This is a genomic window from Formosa algae (assembly GCF_001439665.1).
Taxonomy (GTDB): domain Bacteria; phylum Bacteroidota; class Bacteroidia; order Flavobacteriales; family Flavobacteriaceae; genus Formosa; species Formosa algae.
On the sequence record NZ_LMAK01000004.1, the window covers coordinates 49,692 to 71,979 of the forward strand.

The 22,288-nt window shown below is 34.4% G+C and carries 16 protein-coding genes; 11 read left to right on the forward strand and 5 right to left on the reverse strand.

The window, feature by feature from the left end:
- Positions 1 to 676 precede the first annotated feature (676 nt).
- From AST99_RS00785 to AST99_RS00820, 8 genes are all read left to right on the forward strand, one after another.
- Entirely contained in the window at positions 677 to 3,781 is a 3,105-nt protein-coding gene (locus AST99_RS00785) for a SusC/RagA family TonB-linked outer membrane protein (RefSeq protein WP_057778357.1), read from the forward strand.
- A gap of 31 nt (positions 3,782 to 3,812) precedes the next feature.
- A complete protein-coding gene (locus AST99_RS00790) occupies positions 3,813 to 5,270 on the forward strand; it encodes a RagB/SusD family nutrient uptake outer membrane protein (protein WP_057778128.1) in 1,458 nt (485 codons plus the stop codon).
- 31 nt (positions 5,271 to 5,301) lie between these two features.
- Positions 5,302 to 6,237: a PKD domain-containing protein gene (locus AST99_RS00795; RefSeq protein WP_057778130.1), complete on the forward strand. Its 936-nt coding sequence runs from the start codon at positions 5,302 to 5,304 to the stop codon at positions 6,235 to 6,237.
- An 11-nt stretch (positions 6,238 to 6,248) separates the two neighbouring features.
- Positions 6,249 to 7,169 carry a polysaccharide lyase family 7 protein gene (locus AST99_RS00800; protein ID WP_057778132.1) on the forward strand — a complete coding sequence of 307 codons (921 nt, stop codon included), beginning with the start codon at positions 6,249 to 6,251 and terminating at the stop codon, positions 7,167 to 7,169.
- Positions 7,170 to 7,286: 117 nt separating this feature from the next.
- Entirely contained in the window at positions 7,287 to 7,994 is a 708-nt protein-coding gene (locus AST99_RS00805; protein WP_057778134.1) for a FadR/GntR family transcriptional regulator, read from the forward strand.
- Between the two features lie 67 nt (positions 7,995 to 8,061).
- Complete coding sequence (locus tag AST99_RS00810) at positions 8,062 to 9,345, forward strand: MFS transporter (RefSeq protein WP_057778135.1); 1,284 nt, start codon at positions 8,062 to 8,064, stop codon at positions 9,343 to 9,345.
- 33 nt (positions 9,346 to 9,378) lie between these two features.
- Positions 9,379 to 10,143 (forward strand): SDR family NAD(P)-dependent oxidoreductase, encoded by a 765-nt coding sequence (locus AST99_RS00815; RefSeq protein WP_057778138.1) that lies wholly within the window; start codon positions 9,379 to 9,381, stop codon positions 10,141 to 10,143.
- Between the two features lie 385 nt (positions 10,144 to 10,528).
- Positions 10,529 to 10,891, forward strand: a complete 363-nt coding sequence (locus tag AST99_RS00820) for a DUF1304 domain-containing protein (RefSeq protein WP_057778140.1) — start codon at positions 10,529 to 10,531, stop codon at positions 10,889 to 10,891.
- A gap of 72 nt (positions 10,892 to 10,963) precedes the next feature.
- Here AST99_RS00820 and AST99_RS00825 read toward each other — a convergent pair whose 3' ends face one another.
- Positions 10,964 to 11,824: an outer membrane beta-barrel protein gene (locus AST99_RS00825; RefSeq protein ID WP_057778142.1), complete on the reverse strand. Its 861-nt coding sequence runs from the start codon at positions 11,822 to 11,824 to the stop codon at positions 10,964 to 10,966.
- Positions 11,825 to 12,037: 213 nt separating this feature from the next.
- On the opposite strand from AST99_RS00825, the gene AST99_RS00830 reads away from it, so the two are divergent.
- Both AST99_RS00830 and AST99_RS00835 read left to right on the forward strand, forming a co-directional pair.
- The gene (locus AST99_RS00830; protein WP_057778145.1) at positions 12,038 to 12,730 is read left to right on the forward strand and encodes a peptidoglycan DD-metalloendopeptidase family protein; all 693 of its coding nucleotides are present in this window, start codon (positions 12,038 to 12,040) and stop codon (positions 12,728 to 12,730) included.
- Between the two features lie 12 nt (positions 12,731 to 12,742).
- A complete protein-coding gene (locus AST99_RS00835) occupies positions 12,743 to 13,573 on the forward strand; it encodes a sulfurtransferase (protein WP_057778147.1) in 831 nt (276 codons plus the stop codon).
- A 20-nt stretch (positions 13,574 to 13,593) separates the two neighbouring features.
- Here the strand turns inward: AST99_RS00835 and AST99_RS00840 are convergent, their stop codons facing one another.
- Positions 13,594 to 14,085 (reverse strand): DUF6265 family protein, encoded by a 492-nt coding sequence (locus AST99_RS00840; protein WP_057778150.1) that lies wholly within the window; start codon positions 14,083 to 14,085, stop codon positions 13,594 to 13,596.
- A gap of 23 nt (positions 14,086 to 14,108) precedes the next feature.
- Complete coding sequence (locus tag AST99_RS00845; RefSeq protein ID WP_083495561.1) at positions 14,109 to 16,397, reverse strand: heparinase II/III family protein; 2,289 nt, start codon at positions 16,395 to 16,397, stop codon at positions 14,109 to 14,111.
- 307 nt (positions 16,398 to 16,704) lie between these two features.
- Here AST99_RS00845 and AST99_RS00850 point away from each other — a divergent pair, with 307 nt between their 5' ends.
- Positions 16,705 to 18,402: an alkaline phosphatase D family protein gene (locus AST99_RS00850; RefSeq protein ID WP_057778152.1), complete on the forward strand. Its 1,698-nt coding sequence runs from the start codon at positions 16,705 to 16,707 to the stop codon at positions 18,400 to 18,402.
- Between the two features lie 65 nt (positions 18,403 to 18,467).
- Here AST99_RS00850 and bglX read toward each other — a convergent pair whose 3' ends face one another.
- Together bglX and AST99_RS00860 are read right to left on the reverse strand one after the other, a co-directional pair.
- Entirely contained in the window at positions 18,468 to 20,786 is a 2,319-nt protein-coding gene (bglX, locus tag AST99_RS00855) for a beta-glucosidase BglX (RefSeq protein ID WP_057778154.1), read from the reverse strand.
- A 10-nt stretch (positions 20,787 to 20,796) separates the two neighbouring features.
- The gene (locus AST99_RS00860; protein WP_057778156.1) at positions 20,797 to 22,275 is read right to left on the reverse strand and encodes a sulfatase family protein; all 1,479 of its coding nucleotides are present in this window, start codon (positions 22,273 to 22,275) and stop codon (positions 20,797 to 20,799) included.
- Positions 22,276 to 22,288 lie beyond the last annotated feature (13 nt).

A 22,288-nucleotide genomic window follows, 5' to 3' on the forward strand; every position in this document is an offset into this window, starting at 1 on the left:
GTGTATTCTTGCGTGCAGCAGTAAAAAAATCATTTTCAATGTTGCTTTCAAGCCATTTAAACTTGAAAAACGTTAACATTAAAATAACAGTTGCTGTGCGACTAATATTAACATAAAATTCTGTGTTATCTCACGCTGTATTTGGCTTTCTAAATTCATATTGTAAAGACAGCTGGAAAACCAGTTGCTATACTTTACGCTATCCATCAGGTTTTTATATAATTAAACAGGCCAGTTTTTGGCCGAAATTTGCCTATTTCGAATAAATGGTGTTTAAATAAATTGCCCTTTTTAATATTTAACATTAAATGGTGCTTTTTATTGCGATATGATTTTTTTTTAACAAATAATTAATATATATTTGGATAACCAAACTGGGTAACCAATCTGGTTTACCAAACAAATAAAAATTGATTAATTTTTATTCGTTTTTGAATAGAAAAATATAAAAAGGAGAGTGTGTGTTTCCTTTTAAATTAAGGCTTCTAAGGAAAAGGGGAGTGTTAGATTTTGTTGACGTGAAAGCAAAAGCTTAGTAATTGGAATGATTAAAAATTCATTCGGTTTACTTGGATTAAAGTTGAAACGTTGACTGTTTTTTTTGAATAAAACGCGTATTGCTTTTTTAAGCAGATTAATCGAAATGCTAAATTATTATTTATTAAAACAACAACAAATGAATTTGAAAAAACAATTAGTATTGTATGTAGTTCTGTTGCTTAACACAGCGTTGTTTGCACAGGATGTAGTTACAGGTGTCGTTTCAGACGCTCAGGGAGCTCCAATACCAGGGGCAAATGTCCTGGTTGTAGGAACTTCAAGAGGTGCATCTACCGATTTCGACGGAAATTTTTCTTTAGAAGTTGAGGAAGGTGAGGTATTACATTTTTCTTACATTGGTTTTGTTACCAAACTAGTAACTGTTGGTGAAAACAAAACATTGAATGTAATTTTAGAAGAAGATTTAAGTGAATTAGATGAGGTTGTCGTAATTGGTTACGGTACTCAAAAGAAGTCTCACGTAACTGGTGCGGTTTCTAAAGTTGTTAACGATGATCTTGACCAAATTGCAGTATCAAGGGTTGATGATGCCTTAGTAGGACAAGTATCTGGGGTAAACATTCAATCTACAGATGGTGAAGCTGGTGCCGCTCCAACAATTACTATTAGAGGGGTTGGTTCCATGGCAGGAGACTCTACGCCGTTAATCGTTGTAGATGGAATTATTGTAGATTCAAGTTTCTTAGGGTCTTTAAATATGAATGATGTAGAATCTTTTGAGATTTTAAAAGATGCAGCATCTTCTTCTATTTATGGTTCTAAAGGATCTAATGGTATTATCATGATTAGTATGAAATCTGGTGTAGCTGGAAAAACAAGAGTTAACTATAGTACGTTTACAGGTATGAAAACGGCTAGAAAAAGTGAAGCTTACGGATTTACTACTCAAGGTTGGGCAGATATGCAAATGGAAGATAACGGTGTGTTATCTCAATATACTCAAGCACAATTACAAATAGGTACAGACCGTTCTTGGCAAGATGTATTCTTTGAAGATGGTACTATTACAAACCACTCTTTATCTATTAGAGGTGGTAACGACAAAACTAAATTCACTATGAGTATGAACTACTCAGAAGATGAAGGGGTAATGTTAGTAGATAACTACAAGAAAATTGGTGCGAGATTAAAAGTAGACAGCAAATTAAATGATAAGGTAAGCGTAGGAGCAAACTTTAGCCCGTCTTATACAAACAGAAGAAGATTCTCTGAAAACATTCATAACGTAGCTAGACACCAACCTTGGTTGCCAATATACCACACAGAACAGTCACTTCAATATGTAGATCCAAATGGTGCTTATGCAGATTTACAAGTTGGTGATTATGCAAGACAAGATCACTTTACAATATTTGATTTAGTAGGAGATGACGGGATTAACGACATTCTTACAAACATTGGGAACAGTAATAACGCTAACCCTTATGCAAGAATTGTAGAACGTAACAGAACAGATAAAAAATTCCAATTATACGGAAGTTTATATGCTCAATACGAAATTTTAGAAGGACTTACCTTTAAAACATCGTTATCTGGATCTTATAATGATACTAGACGTATTGATTATATGGGAACACAAGCAAGAGAAAGTGTTACTGATGCTTACATGCAAGAAATTTCTCAAAAAGATAACTACATTATATTTGATAACTTCTTTAACTACAACAAATCTTTCGGAAAACACGATTTAGGTGTTACGCTTGGTAATTCTGTTGAAAGTAGAAATTATTTCTACTCTGGGTTTAAAGGAACTGGATATACTAACGATGTTGTAATGCAAATTACAAACGCTACTGCAATTTCTGAATTTGATGGTTTTGAATGGCAAAAACGTGGTATCTCTTATGTGTCAAGACTTACGTATGCATACGACAACAAATACTTAGCGTCATTTAGTATGAGACGTGATGGTAGTTCAATCTTCGGATCAGATTTCAAATACGGAAACTTCCCAGCAGCATCTTTAGGATGGAACATTGCAAAAGAAGATTTTATGTCTGAAAGCGATGTGATTAACAACTTAAAATTTAGAGTAAGTTATGGTGTTACTGGTAACGACCGTTTAAATACTGGTGCAACAGATCCAGATGCAAATGGTAGTGAGGCTACTTTAAGTACAGGTAACATCTTAGTAGATTACTATCCTTACTTAGCATTATTAGGAGCAGCTGGAAATAGCTACGCTGTAGATGGTTCTATTACTGCTGGTTTCTCTCCAGTAAACATTGCAAACCCTGGATTAAAATGGGAGCGTTTAGTAGAGATTAACCCTGGTATTGATTTCGGATTATTAAATAACAGAATTACAGGTTCGGTAGATTGGTACCAAAGAACAAGTGACCAGTTATTACTTAACAACCCAATTTCTGTAACAACAGGTTTTGAAGGAGCTTTAGTAAATTTAGGAGAAGTTAAAAATGAAGGTTGGGAATTTGAATTAAGAACTAAAAATATTTCTTCAGAGAAATTTAGTTGGAGTACTACAGTTATCGCAACTACGAACAAAAACACTTTAGTTGATTTCGCAGATTCTGATGGTCAAATTACAAGTTTAGACCCAAGTAGACCTGCAGAATGGATTAACTTAGAAGGACAACCAATTTCTCAATTCTACGGTTATGTTGTAGATAAAGAAATCCCGTTAGAATATTTAGACAGACCATACAGACACGTAGGTGCACAGTCAGGTTTAGTATATGTTAAAGATTTAAATGGTGATGGTGTTTTAGATGAAGAAGACAAAACAGAATTAGGTAACCCTTACCCAGAATTAATTTGGAGTTTTACTAACGAATTTAGTATTGGAGATTTCGATTTCTCTTTCATGTTCCAAGGATCTCATGGTGCAGAAGTAAGAAACATTGCAGACCACTACTTATTTAGTAACAACAACAATAGAACCATCTTAGAAGGTACGCCAGATCAAGAATTCTTAGTAGATAAATACTTTACTAATAGTATTGTTCAAGATGCATCTTACATTGCTTTAAGAAACGTAAACATTGGGTATAACTTCCCAAGTGAAACTTTAGATAAACTTAAACTTCAAGGATTAAGAATCTATGCTACAGGGCAAAATTTAATTTACGAAACTGCAGATAACTATACAGGTTGGAATCCAGAAGCACTTGATAAAACAAGTCCTACACAATCAGGATACCAAAGAGGAGGTTCTCCTATCTATAGTACAATCTCTCTTGGTTTAAACTTAGATTTTTAATTATTTTTTTAACGATTTAACAAATAATATTATGAAATATTTTAAATATATCGCTTTAATATTAATGGGGAATGCCTTCATTTCTTGTAGCGACTTTCTAGACCCAACACCAAGTTCGTCTATTACGACAGACAACTATTATACTACAGCAGACGAATTAGAAACTGGACTAATTGGTGTGTATGCTGGAATAAAAGGTATTAACAGTAGTAGTAAAGACGATAACCATGGTGTACAATGGGAGTTTTACGTAACTGAAATGCGTACAGACAACACAAGTACTAAGAGTCCAGATTCTGAAGATGCTTCAGATGCAGGACAAATGGAAAGCTTTGCTGTATTACCAACAAACAACTTTGTATTAAACTACTATACGAGTTCTTTCGAAACAATTTATAGAGCTAATGTTATATTAGAAAACTTAGATGTTGTAGAAGATGAAGCAACTTATGCTGCTATTGAAGGGGAAGCTAAATTTTTAAGAGCTTACTCTTACTTTCACTTAGTACGTTTATTCGGAGATTTACCTTTAATTGATCAAGTTGTAGACCCTTCAGATGTAGAAACTCAATTTACTAGAGTAGATGAAAGTGTTATATACGATTTAATTATATCAGATTTACAAACTGCAGCAGAAGGTATTGCAGATCACGGATACAAAACCAGAGCATCTAAAGATGCTGCAAAAGGTTTATTAGCTAAAGTATACTTATCTTTAGAAACTCCAGAATACGCAAAAGCACAAGTTTTATGTGAAGAGATTATGTCTAGTGGAGAATATGATTTATTAGATGATTATTACGATGTATTCTATTCAGAATTAAACGACGAAATTATTTTTGCTATCGGTTACAACAGTGGTATCCAAGATAACAGTCAAATATTCTCTGCAGAATTTATGAATGCTGTAGGTCATACAAGTGGTGTTAACTACGCAACTACAGATGCTAAAGCAGCTATCGATGAATACGGAGGAAACAGAACAGAAGTATCTTATAGAGAAGATCCTCTTACATTATTTGGAGGTACTATTAGATACCAAGTAGGAAAATATTTTCCTGACGGTGAAACAGGAGGAAGCGACGGACAAACATTTACAGGTTTACCTCAGTTAGCAGGTAACGACTGGATTGTATTACGTTATGCAGATATATTATTAATGCACTCTGAAGCTATTTTAGCCGGTGCAGAAGAAACCACTAGTGCTACAGCAATAGATTCTTACATGGAAGTACGTTCAAGAGCAGGTTTTGAAGACCGCCCTACAAGACTTACTAAAGATGCTTTATTAGTAGAAAGACGTGTAGAGTTAGCGTTTGAAAACCAAAGATTTTATGATTTAGTGCGTTTCAATGAAGCACAATCAACATTATCGGCTTTCGCAGCAGCTAATGGATTTACTTTTACTTCAACAGATTTATTATTGCCAATTCCGCAAAACGAAATAAATCTTAGTCAAGGTGCAATGTATCAAAACCCAGGATACTAATTAATTTATTAATTAAAAAGACAAGAAAACAATGATTAATTTAAAAAAATACATAATCGGAACGGGTATAACTGCCCTAGCGCTTGCAGTAAGTCTTTCTTTTACAGCATGTGATCCATCAATTAGTGCTTTGGAATTTGATTTGCCAGAAGCAAACTCTCAAGAGGATTTAACACCTCCAACAGCAAGTTTTACAGCAACAGTATCATCAGACTATTTAACATACGATTTTTCTAACACATCGGCTAGTGCAACAGACTATGTTTGGGATTATGGAGATGGTAATACTGGTGTAACTGTAGATGGTGTAAATACTTACCCAGCAGAAGGTGTATATACAATTACATTAACAGCATCAGATAAATTAGGAAAAGTAGATTCTTATTCAATGGATATTGAAGTTGTAGAACCAGAAGTGCCTGCAGCAATCTATCCAGAAGTTTTAAATGGAGATTTTGAAGATGGTACCACTAATTGGAAACCAGAAAATTGTACAGATTGTAGTACAAATGCTTTCAATTCAAGTTCAGACGGATCACCACTACTTTATGATGGTACAGAATCTGGAGCAAGTAAAACTGGAGGAGCTAAATATACAAGTTCAACTTCTGCAGGAGCCAACTTAAGTAGTAATACAAGATATGGTTACCAAGCCATTTATGTATCTCCAAATACAAACTATATTTTAGAATATGAGTATGCTATTAAAACAGATAATGAAGATGTTGACGGTGGAGACCGTGCTATAGTAAGTATCTTAGATGGGTATTACGATGATGCAGCTGTTGCAGCAGCAAGTGAACCATTAGTAAGTATTGTAGGAGATGAAGCAAGTGGTAAAGGTGTATTCGATACCGTTAAACAAGTATTTACATCAAACGCTTCAGGAGAAGTTTCAATATTATTATATGCTATAACTAATGATGAGTTATACATAGATAACGTGAAAGTTTATCCAGTAGAATAATTAGGTTGATTATGAAAAACTTCCGTAAAGAAATATTTGGATTATTGGTAATAGTTTTTCTTTCTGTTAACGCTACTTGTCAAGAAAAGACAAGTAGCGCAACAGATTCATCTTCCAAAGTAGAGAAAAAGGATAAAAAGAAAAAGAAGAAGAAAAAGTACAAATTGCCTAAGATAGATTTAAGCCACTGGAGTGTTACTACACCAGAGCTTAATAAAAAAGGTGGAGCAATGAATATTGAACCACCAGCAATTTTGGATTATGCTACAGATGAAAGATTAATCCCTTATATGTATAATGATTCTGTAAATGGTGCTTTAGTCTTTTACTCTTTTCCTAGTAACGCAACTACTGCAAATACAAAATACACCAGATCTGAATTAAGAGAGCAAATGGTGCCAGGCGATAATAATACAAACTGGACCTTTGCAGATGGTGCATATATGAAAGGTAAATTGGCCATGGAAGATGTTTCAAAATCATCTGATGGAAAATTTCATAAAGTAATCATCATGCAAATTCATGGACGATTAACAAATGAGCAACGCGATTTAATCGGGCAAAAAGATAATAATGCACCACCTATCTTAAAAATTTATTGGCAAGATGGAAAAGTGCGTGTTAAAACTAAAAAGCTTAAAAACGTAAGTGCTACAGATGAAGAGTTATTACATGAAGATGCTTGGGATGATGACGATGGTTTTACTTTTGAACAAGAAGTTGGCTTTGGGAAATTTATTTTAGAAGTTAAAATCTCAGAAGGTAAAATGGTCGTTGTGCTTAATAAAAACGAATATGCCGTTTATGAAGATGTGAGTATGAGAAGATGGGGCATTTTTGAAAATTACTTTAAAGCTGGTAATTATTTTCAATCGAGAGACGAAGGATCTTTTGCCAAAGTTAAATATTACGAGTTAGAAGTTAAACATTAACAACATATTGTATTTATTAGTGTTTTATTAACGTTTATAGGGGATGTAAGGCCATGAATTATTTGAATTTTTTTGTAATTTGCGGCAACTAAACTGGTAAACCAATTTTTGAGATAAATGAAAGTAGGAGGAGTTCTATCGAAAAACGATAATGAAGAGATTCATAATAAGATTATAGTTCAAATTGCAGAACTTATTAACTTAAAGAATCTAGAACCTGGAGACAAATTGCCATCAGAGCGTATGTTGTCGGAGAAATTAGATGTGAGCAGGAGTGCTGTAAGGGAAGCTATTAATAAACTAGAATATTATGGTTTATTAAAATCTATTCCGCAAAGTGGAACTTTTGTTGCTAATATAGGTGTAACCGCCATGAATGGTATGGTGGAATATATTTTAGGCCTAGGCGATCCAGACTTTAAATCGTTAGTAGAAACCCGAATTCTTTTAGAATTAAAAATTGTAAAATTAGCGTCTTTAAGACGTACTACAGAAGACTTAGTAAATATTAAGAACGCATTAGAAGCTTATGAAGAAAAAGTTCTAAATGGTGAAGATGCCGTTCAAGAAGATTTATTATTTCATTTAGCCATAGCCAATACATGTGGCAATAGTACGCTTAACGGTTTTATGTTAAAAATAACACCAGAGATTATTACTAACTTCAAGAAATATCATGTTTGTGGAGATGAGTTATCGGTAGTAGCGATAAAAGAACACAAACAAATTTATGAGGCGATTAAAAATCAAGAAACTCAGAAAGCGAGAGAAATAATGAAAGTTCACTTTAAGACACTTTACCAATATTGTTATAACATCAAATAAGTATTAATGAATACCCGGAAGATAAAGTGAAGTAACCGTCTCTTCCAAAAAAAACTAAAAAAGTATTATGAAAGTAAAAGGATTAAGGTGGTTTATTATTGGGCTAATATTTTTAGCCTCGGTAATTAACTACATCGACAGAAGTGCACTAGCAGTAATGTGGGGGAATGAAAATCTTCCAGGTTCAATTTCTTACGATTTAGGTTTAACTAAAGAACATTATAGTTACATTCTTAACATCTTCATGGTAGCATATGCTCTAGGACAATTGTTTTCTGGAAAGTTGTTTGACAAAGTTGGAACACGTATAGGTTATGTACTTAGTATTGGTATATGGGGATTATCTTCTTTCTTACACTCTACAGTTAGAGGATTTCTTGGATTAGCATTTTTTAGAAGTACTTTAGGTTTGTCTGAAGCAGGTAACTGGCCAGGAGGAGTTAAAAGTAATGCAGAATGGTTCCCTATTAAAGAACGTGCTATTGCACAAGGTTTGTTTAATGCAGGAGCATCTATAGGTTCTGTAATTGCGCCACCGTTTATCGCAATGCTTTTTGTGGCATACGGATGGAGAACAACTTTTATGGTAGTTGGTTCTTTTGGTATTCTTTGGATTATCCCATGGTTACTTATTAACAAAGCAGGACCAAAGAAACACCCTTGGATTACAGCTGAAGAACAAGAATTTATCTTAGATGGTCAAAGTCAAGCAGACCGTGATGCAGAAGATAATGTAAAAGGATTAAGCTTAACACAAATTTTATCTCACAGAGAAGCGTGGTCTATTGTTGTTGGTCGTTTCTTTTTAGAACCAATCTGGTGGTTATTTGTAGGTTGGATGCCAATTTATCTATTCGATGTTTATGGCTTTAATGTAAAAGAAGTAGGAATGTTTGCTTGGGTACCTTACGTTGGTGCTGCCATTGGTAGTATTGTTGGAGGATATGTATCAGGTCAGATTATTTCTAAAACAAACTCTATAGATAAAGGAAGAAAGTATACCATTTTAATTGGTGGTATAATTATGTTCTTAGGTCTTGTAGCAACCATATTCTTTGGTAATACACCAGAACGTTTTGTTGGTATTGTATTCGTAGTATTATTTGGTTTCCAATTTGCTATTGGTAACGTTCAAACTTTACCAAGTGATTTATTTAGTGGTAAAAACGTAGGATCGTTAGCTGGTTTAGGTGGAATGGTAGGAGTATTTTCTGTTATTATCATGAACTTTATTGTACCAATAGTAGCTAAAGTATCTTATACACCAGTATTTATTGCGATTGCATTATTTGTGCCGCTAGGAATTGGAGCGATTTATTATTTCGCAAAAGAGATTAAATCAGTAGAATAAAAATAAATAAGTTAAATATTAAATAAATTAAAGATGAGTGATTTAAAAGATAAGATTGCTGTTATTACTGGAGCTACAGGTGGAATCGGTTTTGAAGTAGCAAAAAGATTAGGTCAAGACGGTTATACTGTTATTTTAAACGGTATTGAAGATGAAGTAGGTGCAAAACGTATTGAAGAACTTACTGCTGAAGGAATTACTGCTGAATATATCGGATTTGATATGACAAAAGACGAAGCAGTTACTGAAAATATTACTAAAATTGGTGAAAAATATGGGAAAATCGATGTTCTTGTAAACAACACTGGTGGTATTGGTGTAAGAGCTAGATTTGAAGAAATGACAACTGAACAATACAGATTTGTTATGGCTTTAAACTTAGATTCAGTATTCTTTGCTTCAAGAGCAGCTATCCCTTTCCTTAAGAAAAGTGATAACCCAAGCATCATTAACTATACGTCTAATGCAGCTTGGAATGGTGCAGGACCTGGAGCTGGAATCTATTCAGTATCTAAAGGTGGAGTACAATCTATCACTAGAGCTTTAGCTAAAGATTTAGCTGAATACGGAATTAGAGTAAATGCAGTATCTCCTGGTACTATTGATACACCTTTCCACGCTCAAATTAAAGCGACTAAACCAGAAGTTTTTGCTTCTTGGGCTAATAGTGTTTTATTAGGTAGATTAGGTCAGCCAGAAGAAGTTGCTGGTGTGGTTTCTTTCTTAGCTAGTAAAGATGCTTCTTTTATTACAGCTGAAACTATCCAAATTGGTGGTGGTCAAGCTTTAGGTATCTAAACAAATAATAATATTGCTTTTAGTAATATTTCAATGTATTTAGAAGGCCGTTTACGGTCTTCTATTTTTTTATAGTAACTCGTGGTACTACGTGTTACTCCTTATTTAAACTTTAGTGTTTATTGTACTTACCGAGTGTCGAGATTAATCATTTTACTGTGTTTAGTTCCTAATTTAATCTCACAATATAACGTCTGCTTTTAGTAGTTGCTATATGTCTCACTCTTTTAAGTCCTGTAAATGCTAAAGTTTTTTGTTTTAATAAAGATTGTACCTTTATCTATTTCTACTTAAAGGCATTATTTTTATCTTCAACTTTATAAAAATATATTCTAGTTCTCTAGATACATTTTCAATGTTTAGTCATTAAATTTTAATACAACATATGTACGTAATAGCACAAATATTAACAGCTTTGGTTGCTGTAGAACATTTATATATTTTATGGATGGAAATGTTCGCGTGGGAAACTGCAGGGCAGAAAACGTTTAATACGCTCCCAAAAGACTTATTTAAACAGACTACGGTTTTAGCAGCCAATCAAGGATTATACAATGGATTTTTAGCAGCTGGTTTAATTTGGTCTTTCTTTATTTCTGATCCCATTTGGGTGAAGAACATTCGCATTTTCTTTTTAAGTTGTGTTATAATCGCCGGACTTTATGGCGCTAAAACACTGGTAAAGAAAATATTTGTGGTACAAGCCATACCTGCTATTTTAGCTCTAATCTTTGTGTTTCTAGCTTAATATAGCCATTATAAGACATAAAAAAAGCGAGGATTTATCCTCGCTTTTTTTTATAATATATTTATCTAAAATCTATTCTGTTTTAGATTTTCCTTTAAACTTGTAAGTCACACCAAAATTAAGTCCGAAAGACGAATAAGGTACTTTTACAGCAAGCTCTTTAGCATCAGTATTAGTATGAGCTAACTCATCTACATATTCTGTTTTAATATCGTAACCGTCAGGTAAATTATCAATAGTATAAACACCTTCAGCAGCAAGTGTACCATCTGCTAAGAAAAAATCTGTGTTAAATTCTTGAATTTCAGAATCTTTACGTTTTAAACTTATCCCGTAATATTCTGCTTCAACAAATAAGCTAATGCTTTCATTAAGGTCATATTTGTATCCAAGAGCAGCTACAAATCCAAGAGGGAATACACCATGAAAATCTTCAACATAATTTGTTTCAGAATACGAACCGCTAGGTAATCCAATGTATGTCGCTTCAGCATCAGAAAACACTGAAGTACTACTTACAACCGCTTCTGTTTTTCCTCCAACTTTAATTAAAGCACCAAAACGGCCATAAATATTATTTGTAAACTTATAAACTACAGATGCAGATGCACCAAAAGCACGCGCTCTAGCAATGGCATCTACTTGTTGAGTATCAAGATCTACTTTAGAAACTGTTTGATCTGATCCATGTAAATAACCAAAACTTAAATCGGCACCAAAACTATCGTTAAAAAAGTAAGTACCTCTTATCTGGAAGTTTACACCTTCTCCATAACTACCATATGTATTCTTTGTACGAGATGAATTTACTTCTTCTCCTAATTTCATACCGGCACTACTAATAGCATATCCGGTACTTGCTGATATTTGAAATTGTGCATAAGACATCGTACTTAATAGTAGGACTCCTAAAAATAGTATCGTTTTTTTCATAAATTTTGAATTTAGTTTAAAGCAAAAATAGAAATTAAATCATATTACGCAACATTCTTTGAATAATATTTAATTTAAAAGGGGTAAAATTGTAATAAATGCATATTTAGACGATGTGGTGCATTCTTTTTATTAATTAAAAAAATGTACGAAGACCGTTTTTAAATGCTCAATGCATTAAAAGTTTAGTTACTTTTACATAAACAGATTTTTATGTCTAATCGTATTTTTATCTCTCTGCTAAAAAGCATAGATAAACAGTTTATAAAAGTTCTGGCACCAGAGATTGCTCTTAACGATTATGTGTCTATAGATTTGTCTACGTCTAATGAATCTTTGCAATATGTTAACGTCTCTTCTTCCCAAGATTTAAATCAGTATATAAATTTGTACATGGCAGAACATGGTGCGCATATTGCCTATGGTGGTTACATGGAAGTGCGCGATATATATAAACGCAGTACATATTTTAATACAGCTGTTAATACGTCTATCAGGAATATACATATTGGAATGGATTTGTGGTGTAAAGCAGGAACTCCAGTATTAGCGGCTTTAGATGGCGAAGTGCATGGTTTTAAAAATAATATGAATTACGGAGATTATGGCCCTACTATTATTCTGAAACATACAATTTCTGATGTTGTGTTTTATACGTTATATGGCCATTTAAGTTCTGAATCTATTGCTACATTAGAAGTCGGACAACAGGTTAAACAAGGTCATAAAATAGCCGAATTAGGTACTTCTGACGTGAATGGCGATTATCCACCGCATTTGCATTTTCAAATTATACACGATATTCAAGAATATTTTGGAGATTATCCAGGAGTTTGTAGTGAAACCGATTTAGAATTTTACACTGCCAATTGTCCAGATCCTAATTTATTATTGAAAATGTATTAATTCATCTTTAATATGAATACAATACTTGTAAGCAGTACATGGCTAAATAATCATTTAAACGATTCGGATTTAATTGTATTAGATGCTAGCCAAGCGAAGACTGCGACTGGTGAAAAATCGGATTTAGAAAACATCCAAATTCCTGGAGCGCGTATTTTTAATTTAAAAAAAGATTTTAGTTTACAGTCTTCAGATTTACCAAATATGTTACCAGAAGCACGTACATTTGAAGCATCTTGTAGACGTTTAGGTATTAATAAATCGAGTAAAATAGTTGTTTACGATAATTTAGGAGTCTATTATAGTCCTAGAGTTTGGTGGATGTTTAAAACAATGGGGTACGAAAATATAGCTGTGTTAGATGGAGGTTTACCACATTGGGTTAGTAATCGATATAAAACAGAACCTAAAGTTTGTTCACGTTTTAACACAGGTGATTTTACGGCAACGTTAAATAGTAAGCACGTTAAAACCTTCAGTTTTGTAAAACAAAATATAAAAAATCAGGATAGTATACTTATAGATGCCCGATCTGAAAAACGTTTTAAAGGTCTTGCTCCAGAGCCACGAGAAGGGTTAGCTTCTGGACATATTCCAAATGCCATAAATATACCGTTTACAACTGTACTTGACACGGATTGTTTTAAAACAAAAACAGCACTCAAAGCCGTTTTCGCTGCTTATAATATTAAGGATAAACCTTTAGTGTTTAGTTGTGGTTCTGGTGTAACGGCATGTATTGTTTTACTTGGCAGCACTTTGGTTTTAACTCAAGAAACGGCTGTTTATGATGGATCTTGGACGGAGTGGGCACAACATAAAGATTCCGAAATTATCTGCTAAAACAGAAACGTAAATAACGTTTACTTTATTTTTTCAAATTCAAAAGGAATAGTAATCTCTTTATTTGAAACTTCGGCATGAGCTACTGCGCCTTCAGTCCAATACTTAATCAGATTTGGGAACTCTATCTCGGTGTTCTCAAAAGTGAAAGATGTATCATCATGCTGAATATTATTAAATGTAACCCAATCGGCTTCATCAGGTGTTTTAACTTTTAAAATCCATCCTTCAGACGCTTTAATAAATTGCATGTGTTCTTGTTGTATTGTGTCTCCATTATGCATAGTAAAACCAATGCCGTCGTAGTGCGATACGTCTATTTTTTTCCAATGTTCAAAAGTGTCTTTGCCATCTTCTTCATTTAAACGTTTCCATTCTCCTAATAACCAATCAAAATCTTTAGCATCTTCAGCTATCGTTATTGGCGTATCTTCAAGTATTTTGTCTTGCTTTTTACTTTGATTGCATGCGCTCAGGACAACCCCTAAACAAATAATGATAAGTTTTTTCATAAGTTATAGTTGGATTTAAGTTTCTAATTTAAACTAAAAACATGATAATCACCTGATTTTAAGTTGGTTTTACTGTTTGTGTTAGCGTTTACAGTGATGGTGGTTTCTGTGTCTCCAAGGTTATATACTTTTAATGTTCCGTTAATAACTTCGAGATGTAAATCCGATTTTTCAGTAGCTTCTAATATTATCCCATTATGATTCATTTTCTGTATTCCAAAGGCATAACATGCGTCTTTTTGGCTAATAATAGTAGTCTTTTCGCCTTGTTCTCCCCAATCAGCATAGTTTACAATCCAATCTTTTAATGCTATTTCTTTTTGTCTAGGATCTATGCCATTGTTATAACCTTCGTAAGGAAAAATAACGGTTATAAAACTGAAATCTGTTTGCTGTTTTTTAGAAATTACAGTCCATTGTTTACCATTTGCTCCATTACTAATAGCAGTATCTGTTTGGTGTAATTGAAAAATATCTGTACCTACAGCATCTGGAAACGAGGCACGAATTAAATCTGATCCCAATTCTGATGTATAATGTCCTTGCCATACTTGTTTGTAATCATGAGCAGTAGGTGCTTTAAAGTTGTCTTTTACAATCCAAAAGGCATCTTTTAAATAAATGACTTGGCGTGAATAGGTTACATCTTTGTTTTTAAATCCATCATGACTTCCTATAAAAAGATCGAAATTATCATTTGTATTCCACGTGATAACCTTAGGTTTTGGCAACTGTTTAAATTTACCAAATCCGCTACCTCCTTTATTAGAAGTCCATGCTTTTCCTTGTAATTCATCATCAACCAGAGCTACATTTTTAACCATAGAGTTTTTAAAAAGATCGAAATCTTTAAGCGAGTATCTCACTTGGTAGTTTGGTAAAATAACATGTCCGTTAGCCATAGCCTGTATGCCTAGCACATCGCCATGTTGGTGGTCTGGTTTATCGGCATCTACTCCAGCACTTATAATCATCATATTATCTTTAGCATCCCAACCTTGTCTAGATATGTAATAGTGCGTGTCCTCAAAAGCAAGTGAACCATATTCAGGCGCTTCCTTCTCTATGTTTTCTAATTGTTTTACTTGCGTATTGCTTAAAAACCAATACATGCCAGCATCTACTTTATTAGTTGCAAAGTATCCAAATTTCGGATCGTTATATAATAAATAACCAAGCGTTAAGGCTCCTGAAATATCATTGCTTTCTGCCCAAGGGTTATCGGTATCGTCTTGAAGTACTGGAGCACTTTTGTCTGGATACGCAATTTTAGGTAAGGTGGTAAACAGCGATAAGAGTTTGTCTTCCCAAGCCTGATCTACTTTTATACTATTGATTTTTGTAAGTTGATAGGCATAAAAATAGTTGTTAATATCTGCCATATGGTAATGTACAGAACGTTCAAACTGAAATCCGTCTGGGTTTATTTCTTTATCTAAATGTTCACTTAACCTTTGCATAGCACGCTCATACCATTGGTCTGTGCCTTTAAAATCTCTAAGCAAAATGGAAATTGCAGCCAAAGCAGACATCCCTTTTGTTTGATGATTTCCAGCACTAAATTTTGTATTGTTTTCGTATAAATTTTGTCCGTGTTGTAACAGCGTAGCTATGGTTTGTAATTGGTCTGTATCTGTATACGCTGTATCACTTAAAAACATATTATGTATCCACAGCCAATTGGTAATTCGGTATCCGGCTCTATACACTTCGTAAACGCCATTCCCGTCTTTAATAGTCTCGTATTGATTTGCTGCAAGTGCATCATTTAAAGAGTGCATTTGGTTTACAAAATATCTAATGTACTCTGGATTTTTGCCCTCGTTAAAATAGAGTAGGGCAATATCTACCATTTTGTGCTGTCGGGCTAAGTGTCTTAAGGCATAAGCATCTACAGTCTCTCCGTTTTTATAATTAAACGGTAATTTCCATGGGGTTTGAGCTTCAAATTTATTTAGATGATCTAACGCTCTGCTTTTATGATTCTCTTCATTATTATAAATGCTGTTATAATTTTTCAGGCGTTCATCAAAAGATTTATAATCGTAATAAAAGCGTTCAGAAAACTTTGCTCTAAAGTAGTCTGCCAAACGTGCTTCTGTAATAGTACCTTCTTTTTTTAATTGTTTTTTTACTTCAGGTTTTAAGTAGTTCTTAAGCCTGTTTTGCTCTACAACATGTGTGCTAGAAATAGACTGAGACCAAAGATTTGGCATAACAGCTATAAATAATATACAAGCTAAACTGAAGGTGCGAATGGAATTAGAGGCATTAAAAAAAGATTGTGGTTGGGTGTTGTAAATCTTTGTCATGTAGTTGTGTTTTCTGATGTCAATCTGAAATTGTAAATAAAATGTCTTAGTTCCTTCAAATATAAAAAATATGGCGCAGAATAACCGTAAATACGAGGTGTTATCATGTTAGGACTCATGAATTTTTTAAAGACGGTTTTTTAATGATTCAAGTGCTCATAAACTGTATTCTTAAGATTAATTGCGGTTAGTTTTTTTATCTGATAAGTGATTGTATTCAAATTACAATTCTTAAAATTTTAACATTTAGTTAAAGATTTACTAACTCTCGATGAGCTGAAATGGAGCATTTTTGAAAAAAAAAAATATGGTATCAAAAGATAATGGCAGACGTGGGTTTCTAAAAAAAGCCTTAATCGCTACAGGAGGGATTATATTAGCTCCCAATTTTATTAGTTGTAGTGATGACGATATAAACTATGAAAAAGCATATGATGAAGAAGGACTAACAAGCAAAAACTTCGAACAAGGTGTGGCGAGTTTCGATCCGAGTAGTTCTAGTGTTATTATTTGGACGCGTTATGCTACTGCGAATAGCGAGATTATTTGGGAAGTCGCTACAGATTCAGATTTTACGACCATTATTAGAACAGGAACCATTACAACCGAAACTTATAGAGATTTAACAATATCTGTAGAATTAACAGAATTAGACGCAGATCAAAAATTATATTATCGCTTTATAAACAGTACAGATCAGGCTATTTCTGCTATTGGAGAAACGATAACATTGCCAGAAAATGCTTCCGAAGTAAAGCTGGCCGTATGTTCGTGTTCCAACTATCAAGCTGGTTTGTTTACTGCATACGATGCTATGGCAAATTCTGAAGCCGACATAATTGTACACTTAGGTGATTATTTTTATGAATATGAAGCAGGCGGATATGGTGCAACAGATGAAAATGCTTTTTTAAATAGACAGCACGAACCTGCGCATGAAATTTTAACTCTAGATGATTACAGAACACGTTATAAACAGTATAGATCTGATGAATCTTTACAATTAGCGCATCAAAAAAAGCCATTTATATGTATTTGGGACGATCATGAAATTGCCAATGATACCTATAAAGATGGTGCCGAAAATCATGATGAAGCTACAGAAGGTGCATTTGAAACCAGAAAACAAGTTGCACTTCAGGCTTATAGTGAGTTTTTACCGTTCTCTAGATTATCTGAAGATGAAAATGATATCATTTATAGAACCATAAATATCGGAAATCTAGTAAGTTTAATTATGTTAGACACGCGCGTTATTGGTCGTGATAAGCAATTAGATCTAACCGATTATTATACTGCTACAGGATTCGATGCTACAGCATTTCAAACGGCATTAACAGATACTTCGCGTTCATTATTAGGTGTAGAGCAACGCAATTGGGTAATTAATGAAATTCAAGGGAGTGCAGCTAAATGGCAAGTGTTAGGGCAGCAAGTTTTAATGGGGAAAATGTACATTCCTGCAGAACTACTTTTAGCATTTGGAAGTTCTAATTTTACAGAGATTTTAACCGAATTGGTTACCATTAAATCTAGAATGCAAGCCGATGATCCAACACTTACTACAGAAGAAATAACACGTGTGTTAACCGCCATTCCTTATAATTTAGATGCGTGGGATGGTTATCCTGTAGATCGTGAAATTATTTACAATGCTTTAAACGGAAAAAAAATAGTGACGCTAGCTGGAGATACACATAATGCCTGGCACAATATATTAACTTCGGAAGCCGGAACAGAAGTTGGAGTAGAATTAGCAACTTCAGGAATTAGTTCGCCTGGATTTGAAACTTATTTGGGAGAAACCAATGCAGAGCTACTTGCTGGTTTTGAATATGCAATGACTACATTAGTGGACGGATTACAGTATTTTGATGCGTCTAGACGCGGATATTTAATGGCTACATTTACGGCTTCGGAAGTCACTTCTGAATGGGTTTTTGTAGATACCATTTTATCTGATGCTTATGCTACAACTGTTGGGCATACGGCTACGTTTTCTTAATCACAACACTAAACATAAAAAAACCGTTACTAATTACATAGTAACGGTTTTTTTATTTCAAATTGTTATTCTGTAACCTTAAATTCAGATTTTAAGGTTGTAGCAGAGTCACCGCCAACCCAAACATGGAACGTTCCAGGCTCTACTTCCCAAATTTTATTAGCCGTATAAAACTGAAGCATTTCAGCATCAATTGTAAAGGCGATTGTTTTTGTTTCTCCAGCTTCAAACTTTATTTTTTTAAATCCTTTTAATTCTTTTATAGGGCGTGTTACACTAGCGGCTATATCTCTAATATAAAGCTGAATGACTTCTTCTCCATCTACATCACCAGTATTAGTAACCTCAACAGTGAGATTAATTTTACCGTCTTTCGATATTTCTGAAGTATTTAAACTTAAATTATGATAATCGAAACGAGTATAACTTAGTCCATAGCCAAACGGATATAAGGCTGTTTTTGCTGTGTCTGTATAGCCCGAATACGTCACGATTTTGGAGTTATAAGGACGACCTGTGTTTTTATGATTGTAGTATAAAGGTTCTTGCCCTACATGTCTTGGAAATGAAACTGGTAGTTTTCCAGACGGATTATAATCTCCAAATACCACATCTGCAATGGCATGCCCAGATTCAGATCCTAAAAACCAACATTCTAAAATAGATGGGATCTTATCATTTATAGCAGATAAATCCATAGGTCTGCCGTTCATCAAAACAACTACCACATTTTTATTAACCTTATAAACGGCATCAATTAAGTCTTGTTGTCTTCCGAAAAAACTAATGTTTGTCTGACTGCGACCTTCGCCAGATTGATACGCATCTTCTCCAACAGCCAATACGACAATATCTGCTTTTTTAGCAGCTTCTAGAGCGGCATGAATTCCCCAGGTATCTGTATTATTGAATTTTAAGGGGTGAGAAAATTGATTGTCACCAGGCTTTACAGTCGGAATGGTTAATGCCACACCTTTTTCGTAATATATTTTAGTTGACGGACTAACCGCATTTTTAATTCCTTCTAGGAGTGAAACGGCCGAATTATATTCGCCTTTAGCTCTCCAATTTCCTAGTGGTTCGTCTTTTGAATCTGCAAGCGGCCCGATAACTGCAATGCTTTTTACTGTTTTAGAAATTGGTAAAAGCTTGGAATCATTTTTTAATAACACAATAGATTTTTTGGCTACGTCTCTGGCAATTTCTAAATGTTCCGTGGTGTAAATGTCGTTTTTTTCGCGCGTTTCATCACAATATTTATAAGGATCATCAAAAAGACCCAATTCAAATTTTACTCTCAAAACACGTCTTACAGCATCATCAATATGAGCTATAGAAACTTTGCCTTCGTTAACTAGTGTTTCCAAAAAGCCTTCATAACTAAACGATTCCATATCCATGTCACTTCCTGCGTTTAAGGCTAATTCTGCAGCTTGTTTTTTGTCTTCTGCATAGCCGTGCACTTGCATTTCGGCTATAGAACCCCAATCTGAAACGACAAATCCATTCCAATTCCAATTGCCTTTTAATAGATCTCGTTGCAATACTTTATGTCCTGTAGCGGGAATACCATCAATTTCATTAAAGGCATTCATAAATGTGGCTACTCCAGCATTTGCGGCAGCTTTAAAAGGGGGCAGAATGGCATTGTGTAATTCGTGCTCGCCAATGTTAACCGTATTGTATTCTCTACCAGATTCTGCTAAACCATAACCTGCAAAATGCTTTGCACAAGCGGCAATGGTGTGGGGTAACGACAAGTCTTCACCTTGAAACCCTTTAATACGCGCTACACCAATCACGGAATTTAAATAGGTGTCTTCTCCAGCGCCTTCCATAATACGTCCCCAACGGGCATCTCTAGAGATATCTATCATAGGCGCGAAAGTCCAATGTATACCAGAAGCCGCTGTTTCTTTAGCAGCAATGGCTGCCGATTGTTGAATGATATCTAAATCCCAACTCGCACTTTCGCCCAACGGAATAGGGAATATGGTCTTATAACCGTGAATAACATCGTAAGCAAAAATTAATGGAATTTTTAATCGAGAATGTTCCATTACAATTTTTTGTGTTTCACGAGTAGTCGCCACAGAAGTAATATTAAGCATTGAGCCGACTTCTCCTTTTTTAAGTTTTTCTAGTTTATATTGATCACTTTTATTTGCACTAGGTCCGGTCGCATCCCATCTTCCGTTATACTGTACCAATTGCCCAATTTTTTCATTCAGATGCATTAAGGCCAATACTGAATCTACACGCTGTTCTAATTGAGTATTTACTGGGGTTAGAGTTGTTTTTGTTGGTGTTTTATCTTTGCAACCCAAATATAATAAAGAAATTAGTAGTAGTGTTGGAGTAACTAAAAGGTTCAGTTGTTTCATTTAAATCGTTTTAATAGTTGCCAATATTTGTTTGACACCAATTATTATAGTCAGCCTCTAACGCTTTAACCTTATCAGGATATTGTGCAGATAAATCCTTTCGTTCTCCTGGATCTTCCTTAACATTGAAAAGTTTTAGAGCATCATTATCCACTATAGGTTTAATATAAAGTGGCGTTGGTTCTCCCTTCCAGTGGTTTTCATTGGTATTGGTGAGTTTCCAATCGCCTTTGCGTACAGCCCAAGTTTTTTTCCACTTCCAAACCAATATACGGTCTTTTATAGGATGTAATAAACTCTTCCCATCCAAGGTGTTGTCTGTTAATGTTATTCCTGCTGCTTGGGTTATGGTTGGTAAAATATCTGTAGCCGATACATAGGCGTTTTCTACAGTGCCAGGAGCAATTTTATTTGGCCAGCTAAGGGCTAAAGGGACACGAATTCCTCCTTCCCAAAGCGCATATTTCCCACCGGTTAACGGACTATTATTTGCACCTGTTAATGGCGAACCTCCGTTATCTGAAATAAAGATTATCAATGTGTTTTTAATCAAGTCTTCATTTTCAAGAGAAGCTAAAATTCGACCTATATTATCGTCTAAACAATTTAAATTTGCTAGGTAATACCCACGTAAATCTGAAGCAGAAATAGCTCCTGCTCTGGAATATTTATCGTAATAGGCAGCATAACTTCCTGCTTTATGTTTACCATAAGCCATTAAACTATCGGGACTGTAATTTTGAATGGGCTTAACCTTGTATTTGTCTAAATATTTTTGTGGCACTTCGTGTATTAAATGGTGCACAGCATTATACGCTAGCGTCAAGAAAAAGGGGGTGTCTTTGGGAGTTTTAAAATACTGAATAGCTTCATCTGTTAAGATGTCGGTGAGGTAACCGTCTTTATAACTTTTTGTGCCTTCGTTATGCATTAACGGACCAAGTAATGCGCTTGTGCCTTTAGGGTCTGGAGTTTTTTCTTCTATATTTTTTGAAAGTAACCAATAATCATGTGCATGCGCACTAAAGCCTAAAAATTCGTCGTAACCATGTTTTAGCGGATACTCTCTAGTATCGTATTTGTGGAAATTTCGTCCAAGATCGTTTTTACCAATTCTAGCCGTTGTATAGCCTACTTCCTTTAAATATTCTGGAATGGTTTTTACAGTTTCCGGCAATCCTGGTCCCCAACTGGCATGTTTATCCCACCTAAACTGATTTTTACCAGTAAGAATTCCTGCTCTAGAAGGGCTACAAACCGGAGCTGTTGTATACGCTTCTGTGAATATTTGGCCTGAATTTGCAAGTTTACTTATGTTAGGGATTACAACTGTGGTGTCATGATTTTTAAAAGGTTGAAAATCGGCATAACCTTGATCATCTACCACAATCAAAAGAATATTAGGTAAATTGTTTTGAGTTGCTTTTTGAGATCTAAGTGTATTGGAAGCTAAGAGGATTATAATTAAAGAGGCAAAAATTTTAGTCATATGGCGAGAGATG

Excerpts from the sequence above, each read along its gene's own strand:
- AST99_RS00785 (WP_057778357.1), top strand. The coding sequence starts at position 677 with ATGAATTTGAAAAAACAATTAGTATTGTATGTAGTTCTGTTGCTTAAC.
- AST99_RS00790 (WP_057778128.1), top strand. The coding sequence starts at position 3,813 with ATGAAATATTTTAAATATATCGCTTTAATATTAATGGGGAATGCCTTC.
- AST99_RS00795 (WP_057778130.1), top strand. The coding sequence starts at position 5,302 with ATGATTAATTTAAAAAAATACATAATCGGAACGGGTATAACTGCCCTA.
- AST99_RS00800 (WP_057778132.1), top strand. The coding sequence starts at position 6,249 with ATGAAAAACTTCCGTAAAGAAATATTTGGATTATTGGTAATAGTTTTT.
- AST99_RS00805 (WP_057778134.1), top strand. The coding sequence starts at position 7,287 with ATGAAAGTAGGAGGAGTTCTATCGAAAAACGATAATGAAGAGATTCAT.
- AST99_RS00810 (WP_057778135.1), top strand. The coding sequence starts at position 8,062 with ATGAAAGTAAAAGGATTAAGGTGGTTTATTATTGGGCTAATATTTTTA.
- AST99_RS00815 (WP_057778138.1), top strand. The coding sequence starts at position 9,379 with ATGAGTGATTTAAAAGATAAGATTGCTGTTATTACTGGAGCTACAGGT.
- AST99_RS00820 (WP_057778140.1), top strand. The coding sequence starts at position 10,529 with ATGTACGTAATAGCACAAATATTAACAGCTTTGGTTGCTGTAGAACAT.
- AST99_RS00825 (WP_057778142.1), bottom strand. The coding sequence starts at position 11,824 with ATGAAAAAAACGATACTATTTTTAGGAGTCCTACTATTAAGTACGATG.
- AST99_RS00830 (WP_057778145.1), top strand. The coding sequence starts at position 12,038 with ATGTCTAATCGTATTTTTATCTCTCTGCTAAAAAGCATAGATAAACAG.
- AST99_RS00835 (WP_057778147.1), top strand. The coding sequence starts at position 12,743 with ATGAATACAATACTTGTAAGCAGTACATGGCTAAATAATCATTTAAAC.
- AST99_RS00840 (WP_057778150.1), bottom strand. The coding sequence starts at position 14,085 with ATGAAAAAACTTATCATTATTTGTTTAGGGGTTGTCCTGAGCGCATGC.
- AST99_RS00845 (WP_083495561.1), bottom strand. The coding sequence starts at position 16,397 with ATGACAAAGATTTACAACACCCAACCACAATCTTTTTTTAATGCCTCT.
- AST99_RS00850 (WP_057778152.1), top strand. The coding sequence starts at position 16,705 with ATGGTATCAAAAGATAATGGCAGACGTGGGTTTCTAAAAAAAGCCTTA.
- bglX (WP_057778154.1), bottom strand. The coding sequence starts at position 20,786 with ATGAAACAACTGAACCTTTTAGTTACTCCAACACTACTACTAATTTCT.
- AST99_RS00860 (WP_057778156.1), bottom strand. The coding sequence starts at position 22,275 with ATGACTAAAATTTTTGCCTCTTTAATTATAATCCTCTTAGCTTCCAAT.